At 39.7% G+C, this 25,945-nt stretch carries 21 protein-coding genes and 1 tRNA gene; 12 read left to right on the plus strand and 10 right to left on the minus strand.

Annotation, left to right across the window (positions count from 1 at the left end; genetic code table 11):
* Positions 1-275: 275 nt before the first annotated feature.
* Positions 276-1,526, minus strand: coding sequence for an MFS transporter (locus F927_RS07140; protein ID WP_005083087.1), 1,251 nt, complete (start codon positions 1,524-1,526; stop codon positions 276-278).
* Between the two features lie 145 nt (positions 1,527-1,671).
* Between F927_RS07140 and F927_RS07145 the strand changes: the two genes are divergently transcribed.
* The 4 genes from F927_RS07145 to F927_RS07160 all read left to right on the plus strand — a co-directional run bounded on the left by F927_RS07145 (position 1,672) and on the right by F927_RS07160 (position 4,741).
* Positions 1,672-2,298, plus strand: coding sequence for a lysophospholipid acyltransferase family protein (locus F927_RS07145; protein WP_004640488.1), 627 nt, complete (start codon positions 1,672-1,674; stop codon positions 2,296-2,298).
* 62 nt (positions 2,299-2,360) lie between these two features.
* Positions 2,361-3,278: a patatin-like phospholipase family protein gene (locus tag F927_RS07150; RefSeq protein WP_005083088.1), complete on the plus strand. Its 918-nt coding sequence runs from the start codon at positions 2,361-2,363 to the stop codon at positions 3,276-3,278.
* A gap of 131 nt (positions 3,279-3,409) precedes the next feature.
* Positions 3,410-3,871 (plus strand): NfeD family protein, encoded by a 462-nt coding sequence (locus F927_RS07155; protein ID WP_004640493.1) that lies wholly within the window; start codon positions 3,410-3,412, stop codon positions 3,869-3,871.
* A gap of 18 nt (positions 3,872-3,889) precedes the next feature.
* Positions 3,890-4,741 carry an SPFH domain-containing protein gene (locus F927_RS07160; RefSeq protein WP_004640495.1) on the plus strand — a complete coding sequence of 284 codons (852 nt, stop codon included), beginning with the start codon at positions 3,890-3,892 and terminating at the stop codon, positions 4,739-4,741.
* Between the two features lie 53 nt (positions 4,742-4,794).
* On the opposite strand, the gene F927_RS07165 is transcribed toward F927_RS07160, so the two are convergent.
* Both F927_RS07165 and prpF read right to left on the minus strand, forming a co-directional pair.
* On the minus strand, positions 4,795-5,706 hold the full coding sequence (locus tag F927_RS07165) for a polyprenyl synthetase family protein (RefSeq protein WP_005083091.1): 912 nt from the start codon (positions 5,704-5,706) through the stop codon (positions 4,795-4,797).
* A 113-nt stretch (positions 5,707-5,819) separates the two neighbouring features.
* Positions 5,820-7,007 (minus strand): 2-methylaconitate cis-trans isomerase PrpF, encoded by a 1,188-nt coding sequence (gene prpF / locus F927_RS07170; RefSeq protein ID WP_005083092.1) that lies wholly within the window; start codon positions 7,005-7,007, stop codon positions 5,820-5,822.
* A gap of 367 nt (positions 7,008-7,374) precedes the next feature.
* Here prpF and F927_RS07175 point away from each other — a divergent pair, with 367 nt between their 5' ends.
* A complete protein-coding gene (locus F927_RS07175; protein ID WP_005083094.1) occupies positions 7,375-8,733 on the plus strand; it encodes an amino acid permease in 1,359 nt (452 codons plus the stop codon).
* A 70-nt stretch (positions 8,734-8,803) separates the two neighbouring features.
* Positions 8,804-8,879: transfer RNA gene (locus F927_RS07180), tRNA-Arg, on the plus strand.
* A 1-nt stretch (position 8,880) separates the two neighbouring features.
* Here the strand turns inward: F927_RS07180 and F927_RS07185 are convergent.
* Together F927_RS07185 and F927_RS07190 are read right to left on the minus strand one after the other, a co-directional pair.
* Positions 8,881-10,161 (minus strand): OprD family outer membrane porin, encoded by a 1,281-nt coding sequence (locus tag F927_RS07185; protein ID WP_005083097.1) that lies wholly within the window; start codon positions 10,159-10,161, stop codon positions 8,881-8,883.
* A gap of 31 nt (positions 10,162-10,192) precedes the next feature.
* Positions 10,193-11,542, minus strand: coding sequence for an MFS transporter (locus tag F927_RS07190; RefSeq protein WP_005083099.1), 1,350 nt, complete (start codon positions 11,540-11,542; stop codon positions 10,193-10,195).
* 380 nt (positions 11,543-11,922) lie between these two features.
* Between F927_RS07190 and F927_RS07195 the strand changes: the two genes are divergently transcribed.
* Both F927_RS07195 and F927_RS07200 read left to right on the plus strand, forming a co-directional pair.
* Positions 11,923-12,999: an aromatic ring-hydroxylating dioxygenase subunit alpha gene (locus tag F927_RS07195; RefSeq protein ID WP_004640518.1), complete on the plus strand. Its 1,077-nt coding sequence runs from the start codon at positions 11,923-11,925 to the stop codon at positions 12,997-12,999.
* A 12-nt stretch (positions 13,000-13,011) separates the two neighbouring features.
* The gene (locus F927_RS07200; protein ID WP_005083102.1) at positions 13,012-13,956 is read left to right on the plus strand and encodes a PDR/VanB family oxidoreductase; all 945 of its coding nucleotides are present in this window, start codon (positions 13,012-13,014) and stop codon (positions 13,954-13,956) included.
* Between the two features lie 42 nt (positions 13,957-13,998).
* Here the strand turns inward: F927_RS07200 and F927_RS07205 are convergent, their stop codons facing one another.
* Together F927_RS07205 and F927_RS07210 are read right to left on the minus strand one after the other, a co-directional pair.
* Positions 13,999-14,685: a GntR family transcriptional regulator gene (locus tag F927_RS07205; protein ID WP_005083105.1), complete on the minus strand. Its 687-nt coding sequence runs from the start codon at positions 14,683-14,685 to the stop codon at positions 13,999-14,001.
* 124 nt (positions 14,686-14,809) lie between these two features.
* Positions 14,810-15,796, minus strand: a complete 987-nt coding sequence (locus tag F927_RS07210; RefSeq protein ID WP_005083107.1) for a DUF6607 family protein — start codon at positions 15,794-15,796, stop codon at positions 14,810-14,812.
* Between the two features lie 168 nt (positions 15,797-15,964).
* Here F927_RS07210 and F927_RS07215 point away from each other — a divergent pair, with 168 nt between their 5' ends.
* Positions 15,965-17,992, plus strand: a complete 2,028-nt coding sequence (locus F927_RS07215; RefSeq protein ID WP_042110617.1) for a TonB-dependent receptor plug domain-containing protein — start codon at positions 15,965-15,967, stop codon at positions 17,990-17,992.
* Between the two features lie 14 nt (positions 17,993-18,006).
* Positions 18,007-19,236, plus strand: coding sequence for an HmuY family protein (locus F927_RS07220; RefSeq protein ID WP_005083111.1), 1,230 nt, complete (start codon positions 18,007-18,009; stop codon positions 19,234-19,236).
* Positions 19,237-19,275: 39 nt separating this feature from the next.
* On the opposite strand, the gene F927_RS07225 is transcribed toward F927_RS07220, so the two are convergent.
* Entirely contained in the window at positions 19,276-19,779 is a 504-nt protein-coding gene (locus F927_RS07225; RefSeq protein WP_005083114.1) for a phosphatase PAP2 family protein, read from the minus strand.
* A gap of 20 nt (positions 19,780-19,799) precedes the next feature.
* Between F927_RS07225 and F927_RS07230 the strand changes: the two genes are divergently transcribed.
* Together F927_RS07230 and F927_RS07235 are read left to right on the plus strand one after the other, a co-directional pair.
* Positions 19,800-20,825, plus strand: a complete 1,026-nt coding sequence (locus tag F927_RS07230; protein ID WP_005100823.1) for an IS30-like element ISAba125 family transposase — start codon at positions 19,800-19,802, stop codon at positions 20,823-20,825.
* Between the two features lie 242 nt (positions 20,826-21,067).
* Positions 21,068-22,528, plus strand: coding sequence for a coniferyl aldehyde dehydrogenase (locus tag F927_RS07235; protein ID WP_005083116.1), 1,461 nt, complete (start codon positions 21,068-21,070; stop codon positions 22,526-22,528).
* A 60-nt stretch (positions 22,529-22,588) separates the two neighbouring features.
* On the opposite strand, the gene F927_RS07240 is transcribed toward F927_RS07235, so the two are convergent.
* A complete protein-coding gene (locus tag F927_RS07240; RefSeq protein WP_004640535.1) occupies positions 22,589-23,293 on the minus strand; it encodes a response regulator in 705 nt (234 codons plus the stop codon).
* 9 nt (positions 23,294-23,302) lie between these two features.
* Entirely contained in the window at positions 23,303-25,939 is a 2,637-nt protein-coding gene (locus F927_RS07245) for a sensor histidine kinase (RefSeq protein ID WP_005083118.1), read from the minus strand.
* Positions 25,940-25,945 lie beyond the last annotated feature (6 nt).

Here is a 25,945-nt window from a genome sequence, read left to right on the forward strand (position 1 = left end):
TATTACAGAACGATTAAAAAAATATTTCATTATTCTTATTTAGACTTTAGGCTAATACCCACCTTCTTTCTCACTGTTTTTAGCTTCATTATTCACGTAATTCTAATAATGAAAAATATAAAACCCTCTTCATGCTTTATTCCATATTCACATAAATTTAGTATGATTGAATACATATTTAAATGGCGAAAGAATACACTTTCCAACTATGAAAAAGCATATGCAAAAAGATTAAAATAATATTTAATTAATTTATTTCAACAACTTAATACAATTTAAGAGAATTTTTTATATTTCCACGAATAAATTGGTATTAATGTAAACATCCCAACAATCACAATAATCATCAAATAAAAGTAGTAACCTAATACATCCCCCAATATGCCGCTGAGCATGTAGAGTGAACCACTTACTGTCGCCATAATCGAAACCTGAAAGGTAAAATCAGTCCCTGCAAATTGTTTACGACTGTAATGCATAATCAAAGTCAGCATCACCACCAGCAATAGAGCAGAACACGCATCTTCAAATGCATTGACTAGATATAGCCACAACGGACTAATCTGATAACCATGTTCATAGACAAAAGCCAAACAAACATACCCCAGCAGGCTCAGGATTTTTAACCATGAAAATGCAATCAATGCAGTTGGTCTAGCTATATATTTCAGCAAGATACCTGCTATTCCTGCCCCAGCCAAAGCTGCGACTGCACCCAACATAGTGATATAAATTCCAATCTGTGAGAAGCTCAAGCCCATATCAACCATTAAAGGTTTGAGTAAGGGCCCCGACAACCCATCTGCAATTTTGAAACTGACCAATACCAATAGCCATGCTTTTAATTCTGAAGAAGATTTAAAATAATCCAGATATGCAGTAATCGTTTTAAATATAGAGCGAGCTGGCTGATCATGCGCGGTTTGCACTTTGGCATGAATCGGTTCTTGAAACAAAAGTACAGGTAAGGTGTTCAAAAAAACCAATAGCGCCAAAATCAAAAATGTTGCTTGCCAATGTAACCAATCCAAACACCACAACACGGCTCCACCGCCTACGATAAATCCAAGTCGTGAGCCAATCACTTGGATCGTATTCCCCCAGTGTTGTTGATCACTTTTTAGCAAATTTACTGCCAAGGCATCCGTGGCAATATCCTGCGTCGCGCCAGTCAGATTCATAAACAACAATAACCCAAAGAAAATCAACAAATAACTAGGTTGATCAAGCGCATGAATTGGGAAAAAAGATAGAATTACTAAAATGGTCACGCTGCATAATTGCGTTGGAATAATCCAACTGCGGTATTGCCCCAACCGTGACAATGCAACTCGATCCACAAATGGGGCCCAAAAGATTTTAATCGCCCAAGGCAACATCAATAATCCAAAACCACCGATATGCGCCAAAGACACACCTTGTGCTCTTAAAATTACAGGTAAAGCATGTGTCATAAAGCCAACAGGTAGACCTTGCGCCCAATATAACGAAAATAGCAGGAGATAAACCTGTCGAATATTAGGCATACGAACGATTCCTATAATCTGCAATCCACATGTCGAAGTATCTATTCATTCCATTTTCAAGATCATAAAATCTTATTTTTTGCCAATGCAGTGTATCGTATGACCGCTTAACATAATAAGAGGTTGTTATTTTAAATCTTTATTTATGCCACAACATTTTCCTGATTTACCGCCATTAGTGCCACAACGTGGAAACTTTTATAGCCGAGAATTGTGTAAAAAACTCTTTTTAAGCCAAGGTTGGACGGTCGTCGGCGAAATTCCCAATCTTCCTAAAGCGGTAGCCATTATTTCACCACACACTTCAAATATTGATGGTTGGTATGGTTTTCTGGCGATTGGTGGCTTGGGACTAAAAATAACAGTGCTTGGGAAAGATACGTTGTTTAAACCACCCTTCAAAGCCTTTCTCAACTGGGCTGGCTTGATCCCTGTACGTCGCGATAGCTCATACGGGCTGACAGAACAAGTTGTTGCAACCATACACCAACACGAACGGATTTGGGTCGGTATGGCACCTGAAGGAACGCGAAAAAAAGCCGAGAAAATGAAAAGCGGTTTTTACCATATTGCGCATGCAGCAGGTATTCCAATCGTCATGTTTGCCTTTGATTATGATCATAAGACGATCTACAGCTTAGGTGCTTTCACACCAACAGGACATTATCAGCAAGATCTAGAGCAGATCATGCAACACTATGTTGGCCATTTCTCACCTAAAAACCCCGAATGGCTTGCAGAGCCATTACAAAAACTAGTGAAAAAAGACTAGAAAAATAAGGGTAAATCTGATCTGATGTGCCCTTCCAATTGGTTAATTAATCTACATTCGATATGAATATTGCTCGACTTTCTTGTTTGGCGCTGGTCAGCTTCACTTTATTTGGCTGTGATCCCACTGCAAAGAAAACTGTTCCCACTCCGACGATGCAAGCACGTGAACCTGTGATTGCAATTGCTTTAGGCGGGGGCGGCGCAAAAGGCTTTGCTCATATTGGTGTGATCAAAGTATTAGAATCACATGGGATTAAACCTAAAATTGTCACGGGTACAAGTGCAGGCAGCTTTGTCGGCAGTATTTATGCCAGCGGACAAACGCCTTATCAAATGCAAAATCTTGCTGTGAAACTCCAAGAATCAGATATCCGTGATTTGACCATAAATAGTCAAGGATTTATTCTGGGTCAAAAGCTACAAAACTACGTCAACACTCAAATTGGAAACAAGCCAATTGAAAAATTTCCAATTCGTTTCGCAGCTGTAGCGACACGTTTAGATAATGGTAAAAAGGCTGAGTTCATTAAAGGAAATGCAGGACAAGCAGTTCGAGCGTCGTGTAGTATTCCAAACGTATTTGTACCTACCGTTATTGGAAATACCAAATATGTCGATGGTGGACTGGTCAGCCCGATTCCAGTGAAAACAGCAAAAGATATGGGTGCTGATATCGTGATTGCAGTAGATATCTCTGCCCGACCAACAGCCGATCGACCTGTCAGCATGTGGGGATTACTTGATCAAACGCTAAATATTATGGGACAGCAAAGTATCAATGAAGAACTCAATCAAGCCTCGATTGTAATCCAGCCTAAAGTCGGACATCTGGGTGTACTTGATTTAAAATCCAGTCATCAAGCCATTCTTGAAGGTGAAAAAGCAGCTCAAGCGAAGATTGTTGCGATTCAAAATGCGATTACTACATTTAAGAAATCACCAGCTGCATTAAAACCTGCCCCGACACCTAAATTCTAAAAAAAGGACATAGCAGCTATCGATATTTCAAATATCGACAGCTCCTGTATATTCATAGAGTTAATGATCTGCTAGAGTACAGGAGATGAATAAATTTTCATCTCCTGTATTTTTATAATGCGAGCAAATCTATGGAATTTGTAGTTGAGCCTTGGCACTGGTTTGTATTAGGGATTTTACTCATTCTTTCAGAGTTAATTATACCTGCGTTTGCCGCGCTATGGTTCGGCATAGCTGCCATCATGGTCTGCATTTTATTATGGCTCTTCCCAATGATGGGATTTCCAACTCAAGTCATTACTTGGGGAATTTTATCTATTTTATGCACACTTCTTTGGTTCAAATTTATCAAACCGTTATCTATCGACAAAACCAAGGCTGGTCTTTCTCGTGAAGCCACCATTGGTCAAGTGGGTATGGTGATTCAAACAGGTCTTGAGCATGAACAAATTCTGGTTCGTTTCTCATTGCCTGTATTGGGTTCTGATGAATGGCATTGTCGCTGTACAACGCCAGTCAAAGTGGGTGATCGCGTTCGAGTAATTGATATTTTGGGCAATGATTTAGTCGTCCAACCACATTGCAATTCATAAACAAAAAGAGGGTTTCAAATGTCTGTCGGTACTATAGTTGTCATTGCGTTTTTAGCATTTGTTGCGACAACCATTTTCAAAGGGGTACGTCTCGTTCCTCAAGGCTACAAATGGATTGTTCAACGATTAGGTAAATACCATACCACTCTACAGCCAGGTTTGAATTTCGTGATTCCGTATATTGACGAAGTCGCTTATAAAATCACCACCAAAGATATTGTTTTGGATATTCCTTCGCAAGAAGTGATTACCAGTGATAATGCTGTATTAGTGATGAATGCTGTGGCATATATCAATATTACAACACCTGAAAAAGCAGTCTATGGTATTGAGAACTATAACTGGGCGATTCAGAACATGGTTCAAACTTCACTGCGTTCAATTGCTGGTGAAATGGCTTTAGATGATGCTTTGTCTTCTCGAGATCAGATCAAAGCGAAGCTTAAAGCTGCGATTTCTGACGATATTGCAGATTGGGGAATTACCCTTAAAACGGTTGAGATCCAAGACATTCAACCATCACACACTATGCAATCAGCAATGGAAGCCCAAGCTGCTGCTGAACGTCAACGTCGTGCAACCGTAACTAAAGCAGATGGTGAGAAACAAGCTGCGATCTTAGAGGCTGATGGTCGTTTAGAAGCTTCTCGTCGTGATGCAGAAGCACAAGTTGTCCTTGCTGAAGCATCTAAACGTGCAATTGAAATGGTAACAAGTGCAGTTGGCGATAAAGAAACGCCTGTTGCTTACTTGCTTGGTGAGCAATATGTTAAAGCCATGCAAGAGTTATCAAAATCAAATAATGCGAAAACAGTGGTGTTACCAGCCGATGTACTCAATACAATTCGTGGATTAATGGGCAAACACTAAACCATGATTCTCGAAAAAAAGCGGCAAATTTGCCGCTTTTTTATCCTTTATTTTTAGCTTTTTCGAGCAAGCAAAAAGTGTGAAATAGCAGTTAACTCCTGCGCTTGGTCACCAAAATACGCCAATGCATCAAAAGCCTGATCATGTAAAGTCTGAGCATAGGTTTTAGCCTGTTCCAAACCCATCAGTGCAGGATAAGTTGATTTCTGCACTTGTTCATCCTTGCCCGCAGTCTTTCCTAAAGTTTCAGTACTGGCTGTAATATCTAAAATATCATCTTGCACTTGGAAAGCTAAACCAATGGTTTGCCCGAATTGACGTAATTTCGGAATTGCTGGATCCGTCCCTGCAAAAACAGTAACTGCCCCCATCATGATCGCAGCCTGAATCAATGCCCCTGTTTTATTACGATGAATATTTTCTAATTCAGTTTGATCAACTTGTTTTCCTTCGGCTTGTAGGTCTAATATCTGCCCAGCAACCATTTTTGAACTCGCAGTTGCCAAAATCTGCATTTGCTTGAGTACGATCTGACTATCTATACCCTGTCCTTGTTCATCAAATAAACGACTGCCAAGGATCTCAAATGCCATCGATTGCAAAATATCTCCTGCCAGCAATGCCGTGTCTTCACCAAATACCACATGACAAGTTGGTTGACCACGACGTAATAAATCATTATCCATACATGGCAAATCATCATGTGCCAAGGAATAACAATGAATTAACTCAACGGCAACGGCAGCACGGCGAACTGCGGCAAAATTATGATTTGGTTTTAACGAAGCTGTGGCATAGCACAATGCTGGACGAACACGCTTGCCCCCAAGCATGACTGCATGATGGACGGCTGCTTTTAACGGTTCTGGAATAGAAAATGCAGCTAATGCAGTCAATAAATCTTGTTGAATACGTTGTTGAGCTTGTTTTAAAACATCCGCATTAACTGGAGAAATAGATGACACAATTGCCTCGAAATATTGAATAAAAAATGATATGACAAGATTTGTCGGAATGTCGACATCATATCATCAATTTCGAGGAAGTCCCCCTTATAACAGGGGGATTTATACAGACCTTAGAAACTATCTCCTGGAACGCGCACCCAGCCTTCCATTAATACGCGTGCACTTCGACTCATAATGGCTTTTTTTACTGACCATTTACCATCAATCAATTCTGCCTGCGCACCAACACGCAATGTTCCTGATGGGTGACCAAAACGTACCGCTTCTCGTTCACCACCACCTGCGGCTAAATTAACTAAGGTACCAGGAACTGCAGCAGCAGTACCGATCGCAACAGCAGCTGTACCCATCATTGCATGGTGCAGTTTCCCCATAGAAAGGGCACGTACCAGCAAATCAACCTCAGTTGCCTCAACAGATTTTCCGCTTGAAGAGATATATGTTTTTGGCTTAGACACAAAAGCGATCTTTGGCGTGTGCTGACGAGATGCTGCTTCAGAAATATCTTTAAATAACCCCATTTGCACAGCACCATAAGCACGAATCTTTTCAAAACGAGCCAGCGCTGTCGCATCACTATTGAGATGATCTTGCAACTCAGTCCCTTGGTAGCCAATATCTTCTGCATTTAAGAAAATAGTTGGAATACCCGCATTAATAAAGGTCGCTTGGAATGATCCAATATCAGGTACATTGAGTTGATCCACCACATTTCCTGTAGGGAACATATCACCGCCATCTTCACCATCATCAGCAGGATCTAAAAACTCAATCTGAACTTCTGCTGCAGGGAAAGTCACACCATCTAACTCAAAATCACCTGTTTCTTGAACTTCTCCATTAGTGATCGGCACATGAGCAATGATGGTCTTCTGAATATTTTTCTGCCAGATACGTACCGTACATATACCATTTTCAGGAATACGCTCAGCATCGACCAAACCATTTGAAATTGCAAAGGATCCAACTGCCGCAGTTAAATTACCGCAGTTACCACTCCAGTCTACAAAAGGTTGATCTATCGAGACTTGGCCAAATAAATAATCCACATCATGTTCTGGCTCAGAACTTTTTGCCAAAATTACAGTTTTACTGGTGCTTGACGTTGCCCCACCCATCCCATCAATTTGCTTAGCATATGGGTCAGGACTGCCGATCACACGGAGAAGGAGTTGATCACGCGCTTGGCCAGCCACTTGTGCTGATGCCGGCAAATCATCTAATTTGAAAAAAATGCCCTTACTTGTCCCCCCACGCATATAGGTAGCAGGAACTTTAATTTGTGGGACTGAACTCATTTCATTTCATCCTTTTATCGTGTTTTCGTACAACAGCGATTTCATTTTAAATTACTGTACAACAAGCCAAAATACTTTTTAACCTATTTTTCTAAGCCGAATATCATGCTTAAATTATGCTCTGTATATTCAGTGGATTAATTGTGTTTGACAATGGCAACAAAATAAAAAATTGTGAATTAAACAGCTAAAGCTATTTCTAGTTGTTTAAACATTCATCTTTGTTTATTTTACCATCGATTCAAATATAGGATTTTCAAGGATTTTTTAACACTACTTTCCAGTCATAGCCTAACTGTTGTTTTACTAGGCGAAAATCTTTCAATCTATTAGAATAATCCACTTATTCCTCGTCGAGCTCAGTCCTTTGAACAACGATACTTCTCAACTTCAGCGTGGACTAAAAAACCGTCATATTCAGCTCATCGCCATGGGTGGGGCAATTGGTACGGGCTTATTTTTAGGTTCTGCACAAGTGATCCAGTCTGCTGGACCATCTATCATTTTGGGTTATGCAATTGGCGGTTTGATCGCATTTCTAATCATGCGTCAACTCGGCGAAATGATCGTCGAAGAACCCGTTGCAGGTTCATTTAGCCATTTTGCGTATAAATATTGGGGTAAATTTCCAGGTTTCCTATCGGGTTGGAACTATTGGGTTCTCTATATCTTAGTGGCTATGGCAGAACTTACTGCTGTCGCAAAATACATCAATTACTGGTGGCCTCATATTCCTGCGTGGTCATCTGTATTGTTTTTCTTTCTTGTGATCACCGCGATTAACCTTACCAATGTAAAATTCTATGGTGAATCCGAGTTTTGGTTAGCGATCATCAAAGTAACAGCCGTGATAGCCATGATTCTATTTGGTTTGTTCTTGATCGCTACCGCTGATGCAAACTCAACTGCGTCATTTAGCAATCTTTGGACACATGGTGGCTTTTTTCCAAATGGTTTTGAAGGCTTATTCTTCATGCTGGCTTTCTTGATGTTCGCTTTTGGTGGTATTGAACTCATCGGGATGGCTGCGGCAGAAGCAAAAGATCCAAAGAAAACCATTCCGAAAGCTATTAACCAAGTGGTATTTCGTATCCTGATTTTCTATATCGGTTCATTGACGATCCTTCTGTCATTGGTTCCTTGGAATCAACTTGATTTAGGTGGTCTCGATAAAAGCCCATTTGTGATGATTTTCAGTCAAATGGGAATTGGTTGGGCAGCACACTTACTAAACTTCATCATTCTAACCGCCGCATTATCTGTTTATAACAGTGGTATGTATGCAAATAGCCGTATGCTCTATGGTCTAGCTCAGCAAGGCAATGCGCCAAAAGTGTTCACAAAAACCAATAAACAAGGCGTGCCAATTCCTGCTGTTTTGCTTTCTGCTTTGTTGATTTTTGGCTGCGTACTTTTAAACTATTTTGTACCAGAAGAAGCACTTGGTCATTTGATGTATGTGGTTGTTGGGGCGTTGGTTTTAAACTGGGCGATGATCAGCTTAACGCATCTTCAGTTTATGAAAATGATCAAGAAAACTGGTCTGAAAACAAGTTTCCCTGCACTTTGGGCACCATTTAGCAATTATTTAGTATTAGCATTTATTGCTGTGGTTCTCTTTATCATGTGGCAACAAGGCTTTAAAGAGTCTGTGCTTATGATCCCTATTTGGATTGTGCTCATGCTTGCGCTATATAAAGTTCTCAACCCAAAATCCAAAGATTAAACAGTTGGTCGCTTTAATCAAAAAGTGATTGCTTCGGCAATCACTTTTTTGTTTATAATCATTGCACTATGCGCTCATAGCTTAACTGGATAGAGCAGTTGCCTCCTAAGCGACCGACGTGGGTTCGAGTCCCGCTGAGCGCACCAATTAAAACCTAAAACTATAATCAATGTTAAAACGCATTTCATTCGCTGAATGGAAAACCATATTCGTTGGCATATCATTACGATAATGGGAAAAACGGGCTCTCATCCCTAAACCTTGTAATTTACCTTCAGGGATTTTATACCCCAGATCGAACTCAATTGATTCCTCTTTAAAACGTAGACCTCCATATTGGAGTAAATCAATATCTTCCCCTTTTGCATATCGTGTCATAAAACGAAGACCATTTAGTGGAATATCACCTAATTGTGCATTTTTGAAATCATATTCATAACGAACTGAATAGACTTTTTCATCCTTATTCGAATAATCCGAACTCATAAAATCAAGCACAACAGGACTTTCTGTTCCCGATAAAAATGGTAATCCCGTCGAACCAAACGACTGCATATATCCCAAAGAAATCGTATGATTTTGATAATTCAAACCAAATAAACCACTCAAATGACGGTTATCCACCTCTCCGATTTGTTTGCTTCCCATTTCAGCACTATTAAAAAAACGCACATCACTTAAAAAATTAAGTTGTTCGTTTAAGGCTTGTTTCCCGTTAAAACCTAAAAATTGTTGCTGGTAAATATCTTTAAGTTCTGCATGATAAGCGCGTAAACGGTAATCTTTTAATTGATAATTTCCCCCGAAGCTATAAAAATGGTCGGTCTTTGCTGATTTATCAAAACGTTGGTTAATATTATCTATACCCACCTCTGTATAGCGAATCGAGTCGCGTTGTCGCACTTCATCTACATAAAACCCCTCTACTTGAAGATTTGGAATTTCATTTGAAACAAAGCGCACCCCGCGATAAGTCTGGGGAAATAAACGTGCTGGCGATGAAAATATAGTCGGCAATTGTGGAACGAGATCCCCCACAAACAGCTCATTTTTTCTGAATTTTGCCTTTCCCGTAATTCCAATTTTCCCATAATAATCATCACGAGAATTATCCGCATTGACCTGCAATAAACCACTACGAGCATAGTCATCTGCACGATTGCCCATCAAGTTAAAGCCTGCCATTGCCAACACATCAAGACCGAATCCTACGTTACCCTCGGTATAACCAGACTGTCCTTTAAAGATTAAACCCTGTGCCCAATCTCTGGCGGCTGTATAGGGATATGGATCTTGCTTATAGTCTCGGTCGAAGTAAAAATTTCGAAGTGTCAGCTCGGCTTTACTGTCTTCAATAAACTCGGCATGTGCGATCTGACTAAATAACGGGCACAAGCATATCCCCATCCATACAGATGTCTTTTTCATTTTTTATCTCAACTATTTAATTTTTTAGGATTTAAGGTGCTGTTTTAAGGGCGTAATTTTGCTCTTTTTTGTTCCTGTAAAAAGCATTACCCAAGCTTAAAATCAAGAAAATAGCTAAAATAAAGACCACACCGTAATAAGCATAAAGCGTGGCTGGAGCGATACCTTTATCCAGAAAAATGCCTGCAACTGTTGGTGATAAAATTGCACCAATACGACCAAATCCAATGGCATAACCTACACCACGACTACGGATTTCAGCATCATAAATTGTCGGTGAGATTGAATATAAGCCTGCGACACAACCATTGATAAGCGTTCCTAATAGCAAACCAACCACCAGCGCTATACTGACATGCGTTGATACTGCAACAAATAAGAATACACAAACTGCCGTTAACCCTAAGAACAGGCTTAATGCGTAGAAAATTTTGATACGTGAAGCAAGTAATCCGATGATTGCCGCACCAAAAATCCCGCCAATACTAATTAAAATTCCGGTCGTCACACCCTGATCAGCTGACATTCCCATTGAAAGTAAAATTTTAGGTGTCCAGCTCATCACAAAATAAAAACCGAACATTACTAAGAAAAAAGCAAACCAAAGGCAAAGTGTTTGGAAGCGAAGATGACCGTCAAATAGCTTTACTAATTCCCCTTTATTTCCCGCGGTACTGGTTTTTACTTGGTGTGGTAAAGCAGACAGAGTACTTCCCCCTATTCTCTGCATCGTTATATTAATTTGCTTCAACGCTTGTTTCGGTCTTTTTGCCAACAAATAATCCAGTGATTCTGGCAGCAACCAGATGCTCACAAATAGCATCATGATCGTCGCAATCCCCCCTGCCAAGAAAATTGAACGCCAACCCAATTGCTCAATCAATGCCAGTGATAATACGCCTCCCAATGTCGCACCGATTCCATAACCAGTAGACATTAAACTCACTGCAAGACTTCTCCATTGCCCATTTGCATACTCACTTGCTAAAACATTACTACTTGCCAAAATTCCACCGACACCAATACCCGTGATAAAACGAAGTATTGCTAAGGTATGGTGATTGTCTACAAATGCACAGGCCAACATGCTTAAACCAGAAATAACCAAGCAAGTTAAGATCAACAAACGACGACCCACTTTATCTGCAAAAGGCGCTAAAAATATTGAACCAGCGGCCATTCCGAATAAACCTGCACTCAAGAGCAATCCGATTTGTGCGCCTGATAGAGACCATTCCATAGACACTGAAGGGGCTGTAAATGCCATGACCATGACATCAAAACCATCGATAATGTTTAGACAAATACAAATTGAAATCACGAACCACTGATAACGGCTCATCTTATTTTGGTTTATTTCACTTAGAACATCTCGGTTCATGTGTATATCTCCAACACTGGATAAAATACACATACATCAACGCAAAAGCGTGTGCGCGATGGCTGATCATGCATATCCCTATCCAAAAATTTATTAACATTGTTTGATTTCACAAACCGTATGCTGTCGATACGTTTTGCTAAGCATCCTGCTTTTTTTATACTGAATAAATGGATCCAAAAAATCAATGGTTTTATTAAAAAATAAATCTCATTCGAATTAATATTTTTTAAAATTTAAAATTAGATTTATTTTCAATGATATATACATTTAATAGAAAGAGAAAAATGGCTCTTTCAGAAAACAAACATGCCAAATGCTTGACATGAATTTATCAAAACCATAAATTGGATCCAATAAGTGATAAGGAGACGTCACACATGTTTATTAAAAATGCTTGGTATGTCGCATGCCGTCCAGAAGAAATTCTAGATAAGCCTCTTGGTCGCACAATTTGTGGTGAAAAGATTGTTTTTTATCGTGGCAAAGAAAATCAGGTCGCTGCCGTGGAAGATTTCTGCCCACATCGTGGTGCTCCACTGTCATTAGGTTATGTTGAAGATGGAAACCTCGTATGTGGTTACCATGGCTTAGTGATGGGATGTGACGGAAAAACGGTATCTATGCCAGCACAACGTACCCATGGTTTTCCATGCAACAAAGCCTACGCAGTCATCGAAAAATATGGATTCATTTGGATTTGGCCAGGTGAAAAAGCATTAGCAGACGAATCAAAACTTCCAACACTAGAATGGGCCGAACATCCCGAGTGGAGTTATGGTGGCGGCTTATTTCATATTCAGTGTGATTACCGCCTAATGATCGACAACCTCATGGATTTAACCCATGAAACCTATGTTCACTCAAGCAGTATTGGTCAAAAAGAAATTGATGAGGCACTCCCTGTAACGAAAGTGGATGGTGATCACGTCATTACTGAACGTTATATGGAAAATGTTATTGCACCGCCTTTCTGGCAAATGGCACTTCGTGGCAACAATTTGGCCGATGACATACCTGTAGATCGTTGGCAGCGCTGTCATTTCTATGCTCCAAGCAACGTACACATTGAAGTCGGTGTCGCTCATGCGGGATACGGTGGCTATGACGCACCAAAAGATAAAAAAGTCTCCTCTATCGTTGTAGATTTCATTACACCAGAAACTGAAACCTCACATTGGTATTTCTGGGGAATGGCACGTAATTTCCAGCCAGAAAATGTTGAACTCACCGATCAAATTCGCGAAGGCCAAGGCAAAATTTTCACTGAAGATTTAGAAATGCTGGAACAGCAACAACAAAATATTTTAAGCAATCCTCACCGAAAGTTATTGATGCTTAACATCGATGCAGGTGGTGTTCAGTCACGTCGAGTCATTGATCGTCTGCTTACTGAAGAAAGCACAACGCCTCCTGAAATATCTAAACATAAGTTTCCAAATATTCATGTGATTTAAAGGAAGATGAACATGGACGTAATCATTCAGAAAATTCATCAACTCACCCCATCAATTCGTGCATTTGAACTGGTGTCAGCAAACGGTACGCCTCTCCCGACTTTTGAAGCAGGTGCACATATTGATGTGCATCTTAAAAATGGCTTAACTCGTCAATATTCACTTTCAAATAGTTGTAGTGAACGACATCGTTATGTCATTGGTGTGCTACATGACGCCAATTCACGGGGAGGATCACGTTGTATCCATACGGAATACCATGAAGGTGATCTTCTACAAATTGGAGAACCTCGTAATTTATTTAAAATTCACCCTGAAACGAAACAAGCCATTTTATTTGCAGGCGGCATTGGGATTACGCCTATTTTATCCATGGCATATCGGCTTAAATCCGCACGAATTCCATTCGAGTTACATTACTTCGTCCGTAGCCATGACATGATTGCCTTCTACGGTAATTTAACTGAACATTTTGGGTCAAATATTCATTTCCATATTCAAGACCAACCAGGTACCGGTTGCGATATGTCACAGGCACTCCATCAGAATACACCCGACAAACACCTATATGTCTGTGGTCCAACAGGTTTTATGGAGTTTGTGACTAACTCTGCAATACAAGCTGGATGGCAAACTGAACAGCTACACCAAGAGCATTTTGTTGCACAACTCGCAGATACTTCAAATAATGAAGCCTTTACTATTGAAGTTAAAGGTACAGACCGTCAAATCAAGGTGTTAGCCCACCAGACTGCCACCCAAGCTTTGATTGAACATGGTTTTGATGTGCCAATTTCCTGTGAACAAGGCATTTGTGGGACTTGTATTACTCGTGTAATCGAAGGCACTCCAGAACATCGCGATGTATTTATGACCGATGAAGAGCATGCGCTTAATAACCAGTTTACGCCGTGTTGTTCTCGTGCAAAGTCGAAAAAACTCGTCATTGAACTGTAGCATTTTCGAGTTCCTTTTCACCTCAGCGTCAAAAGGGACTCATTAAGTTTCATCACTAAGAATACCAGTTAAGGTTTCACCTAATATCACCACACTACTATGTTCGCGCATAAGGGTTTCAGCACGTCCTGCTTGGCGATGTAATAAGGCATCATAAATTGAACAATGTTGGAGATGCGCATAATGCAATCGACGATATTCCGATAACGCCTTTGTTTGATCGAAAGTAATCGCTTGCGCTGATGCCATTGGCAGTTGATTATTTTTTGCCAAAGCCTGTAATAGCGCTATATTCTGCGCTCCTTGAATAATCGTATCGTGAAAAATTACATTATAGTGGTGATAGCGCTCTAATTCAGCATCACCAAATTCAGTATGCTCATTAAAAAGCTGTTCTATTTCCTGAATGCATTCTTGCAAGGTAAGTTTTTGCTGATCAGTTAATCCTTGCTCTGCTATTGTTTTTGCTGCCAACCCTTCAAGCACTCCACGAACCTCAAGTGCATCATGAATCAGTTTTCCGGAAATCTCTCGTACCGTATACCCGCGAGTTGGATTTTTTATTAACAGACCTTCCTGCTCAAGCAAACGAAATGCCATTCGAATCGGCTGCCTAGATACACCTAGCAACTCCGCAGTTGGAATCTCAGCAATTCGACTTCCCCCTTCAATTTCCCCTGCGATGATCATTTTTCTGAGTTTAATTAAAACTTGTTGCCCTGAAGACATGCTTAATCACACACTATCTAAATCTAAACCGATCTTTGATGCTAACAACTTCATCTATAAAATGATATAGAGGAAATACCCTATCCAAATAGAGCATAGGGTATCCAAGAAGTTTTTATGACAATTAATTAATCTTTCCTTCAATAAGCTGTTGATTAAGTAATTTTTTTGCTTTCGACTGTAATTGTTCAGCCTGAATAGTCTTCCCAGCAACTGATGCAGCCTCATCATTAAAATAACTAAAATGCGACTTCTCATCTTTCTTGGCAAATTTTAAAGCAACCACTTTATTTTGATTAAATGCTTGATCCCATGCAGCTCTTACTGCACTCCAATAAGCTGCATTTTCTTTCCAATAATCATAAGCAGGTTTGAAATCAAAATTACCGACTTTATTGTACTGATTCACCCCCAACTCACGTGCAAGTGCTGTCTTAGTCTTGGTATCAAATTTAATATTATCTTGTTCATGCACCCAACCCGTTGCAGTTAAAGCATGACGATTCACACCAATAATCACATCATAATCACTACGAATGGTATGTTCACGGCGAGGTAATGGTCGGTAAGTCTCATTGGACACCCATTCAACAACCCCATTATTTTGCGTCCACTGCCCTAGACCTGCATATCGAGGAGAATCGTCTACTTGCCAGACCGTTTGTAACCATTTTCCTTTAGTTTCTTGTTTTTTCAGTGGAATACTTTGCCATTTGTAATCTCCAATGTAACTCCACATTTGCTTAGGTTGATATTCCCAATCTTGACGCCAATGCTTAACTACATGCCCACTTGCAACCAAGATATGCTGCAAAGAAACTTTGTTGGCTGTATTTTCAAGCACAATTACGGTTTCATAGCCACTCGATAAATCATCATCTTTGATCGAATAACCATTTTTCAATGCATACAGCTCTTCGAAACGAAAATCAACTCGATATTCCCCTGCCATTTTAAGGATTGCTTGACGAGCTTGTTCTTGGGTCAGGTTCTGATGTAAAGCTGAGTACTGTAATGCCTCAGCTAATTTTGCTGGTTGCTGTTGAGCATTTGCATTTACCCCCCCTAAAGCCAAAACTGCGACTAAAACATAAGACAAATTAAGTTGCATAAAAACTTCCAATCCAATTTAAGATACTGATTTAAATCAACAAAAATAAAACACCCGTGTAAGTGTTTGTGTCTTTTTGAAATAAATATTTAGGGTATTGTAAATTATTATGAGAATCATTACTATTTACAACATGAAATAATTTTCATTAGTGATCATATTGTGACTATACAATCTCTCCCATTCTGTTTCCAGCCAAACACGTTATTTGTCTCATTGCTTGTAACAGGACTTTTTTCTACCCACGCATATGCAGATCAAAACTTAGCTTTCCCATCGAAACAATCCACACATGTGTTAGATACCATTGTAGTTACAGGTACACGTTCAGAAAAACGCTTACTGGATAGTCCTATTCGGACAGAGATCATCAATCAAGATGAATTAAAACGTACCAACGCCACGACCCTAAAAGATGCTTTGAAAAATATTCCTGGAATTTTATTACGAGAAATTCATGGTAAATCAGGTTATGAAATTTCATTGCAAGGTCTGAGTAGCGATCAAGTACTGGTACTCATTGATGGGCTACCTTTAGCGGCAAGCACAGGTTCAACCGTTGATTTAAGTCAATATCTAATTGGAAGTATTGATCATATTGAAGTGATTAAAGGAGCCGCATCAGCACAATACGGCTCATCAGCAATGGGTGGTGTGATTAATATCATCACTAAAAATGTTCAAGACGGTATATCAGTTTCAGGACAAATCGATATTGGTTCTTATGGCAAACAAAATGCCAATGGAAAATCAGCCTCAATCAACAACCATCATCAAAAAATCAGTATTGAAGCAGCCAATGCAACATTGAAAGGTCGTTTACTGGCAGACCAACTCAGCAGCGATGGCTTTGCAGTAGAACCCAGTGATTATCCATTGCAAGGCGATGAACAAAAACGTCAACAGTACACACTGTATGGTGCTTGGCAGCCAAGTGATCAGTTCATGTTATGGAGCGATTTCAATCAATATAAAGAAAAAGATCATCAAAAAGATTTACTCTTTGTCTCGCCTTTCAACTTAAAACAATACAAAGTTGAAGACATCGAACGCCAACGCATCAGTGCAGGTTCACAACTGCAACTCTTAGATTTAGGGAAACTTGATTTAAAGACCGTCCACGAAACCTATGATACAACTTCAGTTCAAACTGTAGATGGTTTTCTATCAGCACTACGTAACTCAAAGCAAGAAAATAACCATTTTAATTCACAGCTTTCATTGCCGACTTGGTATAAGCAAAATTGGCAATTGGGATATGATTGGCACCAAGAAAAACTAGAACAAAGCAATAACGGTAAGTTTGAAATGCAAGGCGGCAAAGTAAAACGAGATCGCCATGAGTTTTATCTACAAAATGATCTCAATCTACTTAAAAATCTAGATGCAGTACTAGGCTGGCGCTTTCAAAATGATGATGATTTTGGCAACCATAACGCATTTAAACTCAGCACAAAATATCGCGCTTATGAGCACAACAATCTTTTGGCTGATCTACGTTTTAGCTACGGTCAGGGCTATCGTGTACCGAATTTAAAAGAACGTTTTTATTCTTTTGACCACAGTCACTTAGGTTATGTAGTGATCGGCAATCCCAACTTAAAACCAGAGTCATCAGATAGTTACCAACTCGGACTCAGCCTTGTTCAAAATGAAGTATGGAATGCTGACATCAACCTGTTTTGGAATGATGTTAAAGACCTCATCCAAACAGACTATGACAATGCAACGAGCAACAACGGAATTACTCAGTACAGTTATAGCAATGTCGCAAAGGCTCAAACCAAAGGTATTGAAAGCTCAGCGCAATGGAAAATAACCCCATCTTGGTCACTAAACGGCGCCTATACCTACACCGAAGCAAAAGATAAAACCCTCGGTACTTTCTTAACGCGCCGACCAAAGCATATCGCACGTCTAGGTAGTGATTTTGTGCTAAATGATCAACTTGATTTGACCATACGCGCCCGTTATCAAAGTGAAGAATACACCGATAACAACAACAAACTTCGTTCTCCAGATTGGTTCAGCATTGACACCCAAGTTGATTATCAAATCAATCCAATGATCAGCACTTTTGTCGGCATCGACAACATTTTTAATGAACAACGTGATTTCTCTGCCCCTGTCGATTATCGACCACTTGCTGGTCGCTATAGCTACATGGGTGTGCGCTTTCACTGGAATAATTTTTAAAGGATCAATAAAGTATGTCTAATCTAAGTACTCATTTCTGCAAACTTTTTACACTAAGTACCTTAAGCGCTTTACTGATCGCATGCGGTGGTGGTGGAAATGGTAGCAATAACAATACATCAAATAACGGCTCAAACAATACCGACCAATTTGCGATCAAATCAGCGCAATGGACGATTACACCAAGTGCAAATTCGTCGTATTGCTATGACATTGACACACAAGCGGAGGTCTCATGTACAACATCCGATTGGGATCTACAATTTGCAATGGGTACACGTACGCCAATGTTATTCACCAACAGTGGAGTAAGTGGATCGGGTAATGGTGGTGCGCTCTATTCGCCCTTCTCTGCAACATGGGAACAACTCTCAAAAGAACTGGATGCAACCCAAGGCGGCAGTTTACCAAGTCAAGCATGGAATATAGATGCTTACAGCAATGCATTTATGGCGACGACAAATGGTTATAATAGTTTCTTAGAATATAACTTGTTTGGTGATCATCGCATGTCACCCAATTTTAAAACCTTTTTGGTAACAACCAATACTGCTTCTACCAAGGTCGTCGGTACCGCAGATCAACCCGTATTTGCGGTACAAATCTATAACTACTACCAAGGAACCACGTCAGGATATGTTTCAATCCGTTATATCGACACCCAGTATCCGAATGACGTCAAAACCTTAACTGTTGATGCCACTCAAGGTTGGAACTATGTTGACCTTATTAGCGGCACAACAACCAAAGATACTCAAGCAAAATGGCAACTCGCATTTAATCGTTACTATGTGCAAGTGAATCAAAATATTGGTAGTGCAGTGGCATCCCAACCTGAAGGATTCTACTCTGCTGAAGGTAAAGTCATTTTAGATAAATTCAAAGATACCAATGCCTATGCGAGCACTGAAACAGACCTCAAAGCATCGATTTCAGCAAAAATAACGCGTTGGGGTTCTAATACCATTAGCTCTATCCTGAACCCAGCGTATCAAGGGATTTATCCACAAAAACTATCGTATGGATGGTATAATTACTATCCAACGCTGGCGGCTGCTCAAGCAGATGGATTACAAGCAATGCATACGCTTAAAGCAGACCCTACTGGAGCAAGTATGATCCGTAGTAACAAAGGCAACAGCTATGCACGTATGCATCTCACCGATATCCGCTATGCAGATCCAACAGACTATAACAGCTCAACGACATGGACCTTTGAGTTTGATATTCAACCTGCAAAATAAACCATAAAAAACGGAGCATTTGCTCCGTCTTTTTTAGCTTCAATTTAGTAAAGGTATCGCCTTGCGTAATCTCAACGTTAATATTCTTAGGCTGTAATTCACAAATAATACCAACATTAAACCGATTAGAAAGGCTCCAATGATATCGAAAGGAAAATGAACACCCACAAAAATTCGTGATAATCCCACGATCAGACTAAACACTAACCCAATACCACCAATCAATTTAAAACCTGCCAATAAGTACGAGCACCCAATAATCACAATCGTTAATGTATGTTGGCTAGGAAAAGAAGAAGTTGAACCATGACCAATCAGTTTATGTCCTAAACCGAGTTGAAATGGCCGCGGTGAATGATAAAAATAATCAACTAAATCACATAATAATAATGATATAAGTACGATAAACAGAGTCTTTGCAAATATTAAATGGTGCGCCTTCCATTGCAGTAATAACAAAAACACAAGAAAACTAATAAAGACTGTGTTTAAATCATTTGCCAAAAAGAGGCAGAGTAAAACTTGAAGTGCGACATAAACCACCTAATTAATTTAAAGGGTTTATGGAGTATATAAAATTGTCATACCATCATCTTAACTTTGAAGATCGTACTGCATTAATGCTTGAGTCAAGAAAAGAAGGCTTTTCAGCCAGAAAATTTGCTGAACTCATTAAAAGACATCCTAGTACGATCTATCGTGAGCTTAAAAGAAATAGCATCAATGACGTTTATCAAGCTCAATATGCTTCTGATAACACCTTCGCTAGACGTAGACGTGGTCACAGAAAACTCAAAATCGATTCAATCCTCTGGAAATTTATTGTTGAAGCGATCCGTTGTTTATGGTCTCCTCAGCAAATAGCAAAGCGTTTAAAGACATTTCCTGATTTGGATCAAACAATGAATGTAAGCCATACAACGATTTATTCAACGATACGAGCATTACCAAAGGGTGAGTTGAAAAAAGACTTATTATCCTGTCTGCGTCATGAAAATAAAAAGCGAAAAGCTAACGGTGAACCTAAAAAAGATTCTATATTACAGGATATTAAAACTATTCATGAGCGCCCAGCCGAAGTTCAAGAAAGAAAAATACCGGGTCATTGGGAAGCTGATTTAATTAAAGGTAAAGACAATAAAAGTTCGATAGCAACACTTATTGAACGAAATACACGGCTCTGTATCTTGGCAACATTACCTGATGCAAAGGCAGAATCAGTGCGCAAGGCTTTAACTGAAGCTCTGAAATATTTACCTGCAGAACTGCGTAAAACGTTGACCTATGACCGTGGACGCGAGATGGCAGAACATAAAATACTTGAAGAAGATTTAGGCATAGATGTATATTTCTGTGACCCACATTCACCCTGGCAAAAAGGCACATGCGAAAATATGAATGGTTTAATTAGGCAATATTTACCTAAAGGGATTGATTTAAATCAGGCAGATCAGCATTATTTAAATCAAGTTGCCATGTCACTGAATACTCGTCCTAGAAAAGCGTTAGATTGGCTTACACCATTAGAGAAATTTGCTCAGCTTGTTGATTATCATAAGACTTTTCAAACTGTCGCACCTCATGTTTGAATTCGCCAGATCACAATTTGATCTAAGACTGGATATTTTAAAGCAAAAGCATTGATACTATGAAATAAATGAATATTTATATCGTTCAAAATCATCTCTCATCAATCTTTGATCGCTTATTTGATCGCAATGTATATAAAATTGATGAAAGAATTATGAATCCAGCAATGACCGACATACTTTGATAGATATAGATTACTAAGACTCTTTGAAATCAAAGATAAAAACATAGAAGGTAAAATATGAATCAAGCGCATTCACAACAATCTGAGTCACCTGCTCACGAGCAAATGCAAGCTATTTTCGCTCAACAATCTGCTGCTTTTGCTGCTCAACCTTACCCAGATTTAGACACACGGCGCAGTAAGTTATTCAACCTCAAAAAGCAAATTATTCGCTATCAAGATGTAATTGCTGCTGCAATCAATACTGACTTTAGCTCTCGCTCTATCGATGAATCAAAACTATTAGATTTACTCGGCTCAGTACTCGAAGCGGAACATGCAATTCGGCATTTACGTAAATGGATGCGCCCAAGCAAACGCAGTACAGAATTACTTTTCTTATCCAATCGTTTACGTGTGCAATACCAACCCAAAGGAGTTGTTGGCGTTGTTGTGCCTTGGAATTTCCCCGTTTATTTGGCGTTAGGGCCATTAATCGCAGCGATTGCAGCAGGCAATCGAGTCATGGTTAAACTGCCAGAAATTACTCCTGCAACAAATGCGGTCATGAAACGCATGCTTGCTGAGGTTTTCACTGAAGACGAAGTTGCTATTTTTGGTGAAGAAATCACAGACCCTTCACTATTTACAACTCTTCCGTTCAATCATATTGTTTTCACTGGATCACCAGCGATTGGCCGTGTGGTGATGCGTGCCGCAGCAGAAAACTTAACTCCAGTTACCTTAGAACTTGGTGGTAAATCACCGGCTTTGGTGAGTCGTCACTATCCTCTGGCTGATGCAGCAATGCGAATCTTGCATGGTAAAGCAACCAATTGTGGTCAAATTTGTGTTGCTCCTGATTATGCATTAGTACCGAAGGAAAAAGTAAATGCCTTTGTGGAAGAATGTAAATCATATTTTTCCTCGATGTATGGCAATAATATTTTAGAAAACACCAATTACACGTCTATCGTCAATGATCGGCATTTAAAACGATTACTTGAAATTCTTGAAGATGCTAAAGCAAAAGGTGCTGAGATCATCACATGCGGCAACTATGTTCCAGACCAAGATGGACGTCGTATGCCTGTACATATTGTTCTAAATTGCACACCAGATATGCGGATTTTAAAAGAAGAGTTATTTGGCCCAGTTCTCCCAGTAGTTGCATATGATGCAATAGATGATGCGATTGCATATATCAAAACAGGTGAACGCCCATTAGCACTTTATTGCTTTACCCATGATGCCAATGAACGCGATCATATCTTAAAACAAACGCATTCAGGTGGCGTCACAATCAATGATTGGGGATGGCATGTCGTCAACCATGATGCACCGTTTGGCGGTATTGGAAACTCAGGTATGGGAACATATCATGGTATAGAGGGTTTCCGAGAACTTTCACATGCAAAAACGATTTTTACACGACAGCGTTTTTTCCCAACCCAATTATTTTATCCACCTTATGGTACATGGATACAAAAACTCGCTTTGCATTTCTTTTTGAAAAAAGGCGACCCAAATCTCAAATAAAATCGAAAAAAAAGAGAGTTTAAAACTCTCTTTTTTTAACTGATTGAACAAGCTATTTCCTTAGTCTGGATCTAAAAAACGTAATCCAACACCTGCAATTGTAAAAATATAAGATGGCGCGAGTGCTGAATCTCCAATTTTGGTTCGAAGTTTTTTGACTAAGATGCGGAGATAGTGAGTATCCTCTTCGTGACTAACACCCCATAGCTCAGTCATGATTTGTTTTTGGGTAACAATCTTTCCTTGGTGGCGAATCAGTAATGCCAAAAGCTGTAATTCTTTTTTAGTTAGAATGATTTCTTCATTTTCAACTCGAACAATATGTTCAGCAATATCAACAAATAGTTTCCCATCGTTAAACACTGTCTTCTGCTCTAATGTTGGCGCTTTATTACGAAACAAGACACGCATACGCGCGCAGAGTTCCTGAATACTGAAAGGCTTGGTAACGTAATCATTTGCCCCCGCATCCAGTAATTTAATTTTTTGGTTTTCATCAGGTCGAGCAGAAAGCACAATGACTGGAACATCAGACCACTGACGCAGTTCTTTAAGTACGTCATGACCATCCATATCAGGCAACCCCAAATCCAGAATTAAAAGATCTGCGCCTCGTGTAGCTAAAATCTCTAAACCCTTCATACCATTTTCAGCCACCTGCACTCGATAACCTTGTGCACGCAAAGCAATATCCAAGAATTTTCGAATTTGTGGTTCATCATCAATAATAAGAATTGAAGCTTGAGTATTTAATGTATGAGGCATGAAATCATTTTAATCCTGATGTAATGGTAATCGTATTCTAATTAAAGTGCCTTGACCATGCTTGCCGCTCAATGCTTCTATCGATCCCATATGTGCACCGATAATCGCTTTTACGATCGAAAGCCCAAGGCCTTTTCCTGTTTTACCCCGATCACCTCTTTGCATGGTATAGAACATATCAAAAATCTGTTCTCGTTCATTTTCAGGAATGCCAACACCTTGATCTTCAATCTCGATTTGTAAAAAGGCATCTTGTTGTTGGATGATCACCTCGATAGGAATATCTTCAGGTGAAAACTTTGCTGCATTTTCCAATACATTAAATATGGCTTGCTCAATTAAAGCAGGATGGACATACAGTTGAGGCAGATCTTCAGCTAACTGAACCTGAATTTTGACTTGAGGCTGATAACGTTTCAGACGTTCAGTGGCGGAGCCAATTAATTCATCTACACCAATCCAAGCTCGACTCAGTGTTAAGCCTTGATGTCCCAAACGAGTCATATCCAAAAGATTTTGAATATAGCGATCTAAACGCTCACCTTCTATATGAATGGTATCTAATAATTCATGCCGGTCTGACTCAGGTATTTGCTCGCCATAATATTTAAGCGTGTCTGCTGAGCCAATCATTGCCGCCAACGGCGAACGTAGATCGTGGGAGACTGAAGACAATAAAGCTGAACGAAGCTTTTCCGTTTCAGCCACCACTCTTGAATTTTCCAATTGTAAGGAAAGCTGAATACGAGACAAAGTTTGCGCAATATCATCAATCATTAACTCAGCCAAACGTTGCTGTTCGAAGTGAATACTTTGTAAATTGCGGTTAAATCGAATGGCAACCACACCAAAATCTGCCACTAAATTTACTGGGTTAAACCACCATTCTGAATTGGTCAACGTATTGGTAAAACGTCCACATGGTTTAGCATTCTTTTGGGTCCAATCTGCCGCAATTTGATCTTTTTCATTCAAAATCGATGCATCGCCTACCGATTGTCCACCCACTCTCAACCAAACAGTGGCATTGAGGGAACCTTCCAAATGCTGTTTTGCTATATTTAAAACTTGTTCAATATCAACACAAGTGGATAACTTTCGTTCTAACTCTTGCAATTGAAGTGATACTGAGTTCGCAGCTCGTAAGCTCAACACTTGAGCACGTAATTGATTTGCTAAGCGTCCCACCAAAAGTGCTGAAATGATAAAGGTGATGATCGTAATCACCCCTCGCTCTGCACTGATCAAAAATGTGTAACGAGGTTCGATAAAAAAATAGTTATATAGGAGGAAACAAATCAATACGCTGGCAATGGTAATCAGCATCTTTGCTCGAATGGCGACCAAAAGTACAGTGATAATAAAGATTAAAGCGAGATCACTATAACCGATGAAACGATCACTGATCGCTGCCACGATGAATCCAGCAAGTATGATTAAACTACTTTCAATCACTTCACGTTGATGAAGATCAAGTCCTCGCTCTGACAAATCATCTAAAGACTTTTTCCTATCCTGCTGTTTGGTTTTTAGCGGTTGAACAAAAGTAATCTCAAAGGGATGCTGTTTTTCTAAAAGTTGATCCGCAATATGATCTGAAAACAAACGTTGCCAAAATGATTTTTGTGGGCTTTTACCCAATAAAATATTGGATGCGCCACAATCATATGCTGCCTGTAAAATTGTAGCTGCAATATGATTGCTATAGAGTAAATGGGTATCAGCACCGAGCTTACGCGCTAGGTTGAATGCTTTGCTCACTGCAAAAGTCTGAGTATTTTCAATTTTGCTTTTTTGAATTGAAATCACACTCCACGTCGCATTGCGTCTTTCTGCAATTCGATGTGCGCGACGAACTAAGTCTTCCGAAAACTCGGTACCGTCAATCGCCAACATAATATGATTTTGAATCGGAATAATTTGACCTTGAGCTACAAATTTCTCTCGATAATCAATATCGACTTGCCCTGCAACCGTTTGAATCGCAAGATCTCGTAAAGCAGTAAGATTGGCTGGCTTAAAAAAACCTTGCAAGGCATGTGGAGCGACATCAGCTAAATAAATTTTGCCATGATTCATACGCTCCAATAGTTCAGGTACAGGAAGATCGACCAGCCGAATATCTTTTAATCTTTTCAATAAAACATCAGGCACTGTTTCTGTTACCCGAATGCCCGTAATTTGATAGACCACATCATTCAAACTTTCGAGATGCTGAATATTTAAAGTGCTGTATACATTAATCCCTGCATCAAGCAGTTCATTCACATCTTGCCAACGATACTCATGCCGACTCGTTGGTACATTGCGATGCGCCAACTCATCCACCAACACGATTTCCGGCTTCAGTTTGAGAATTTGGTCTAGATCCATTTCATCCAAAAAACGTCCTTGATACTCAACACTTTTTCTCGGAATCACATTTAACCCATGTATCAAAGCCTGCGTATCAGCTCGACCATGTGTTTCAACCACGCCCACCACCACATGATGCCCTTGCTGCATTAACTCATGTGCTCGAGTGAGCATGGCATAGGTTTTACCTACGCCTGGCGCTGCACCCAAGAAAATGGTCAGACGCCCAGATTGCTCACGTTGGCTATGCGCCAACCATGCATCTGCTTTGTTATTTCGATCGATCTGCATAGGCTC

Source organism: Acinetobacter haemolyticus CIP 64.3 = MTCC 9819, assembly GCF_000369065.1.
GTDB classification, from domain to species: domain Bacteria; phylum Pseudomonadota; class Gammaproteobacteria; order Pseudomonadales; family Moraxellaceae; genus Acinetobacter; species Acinetobacter haemolyticus.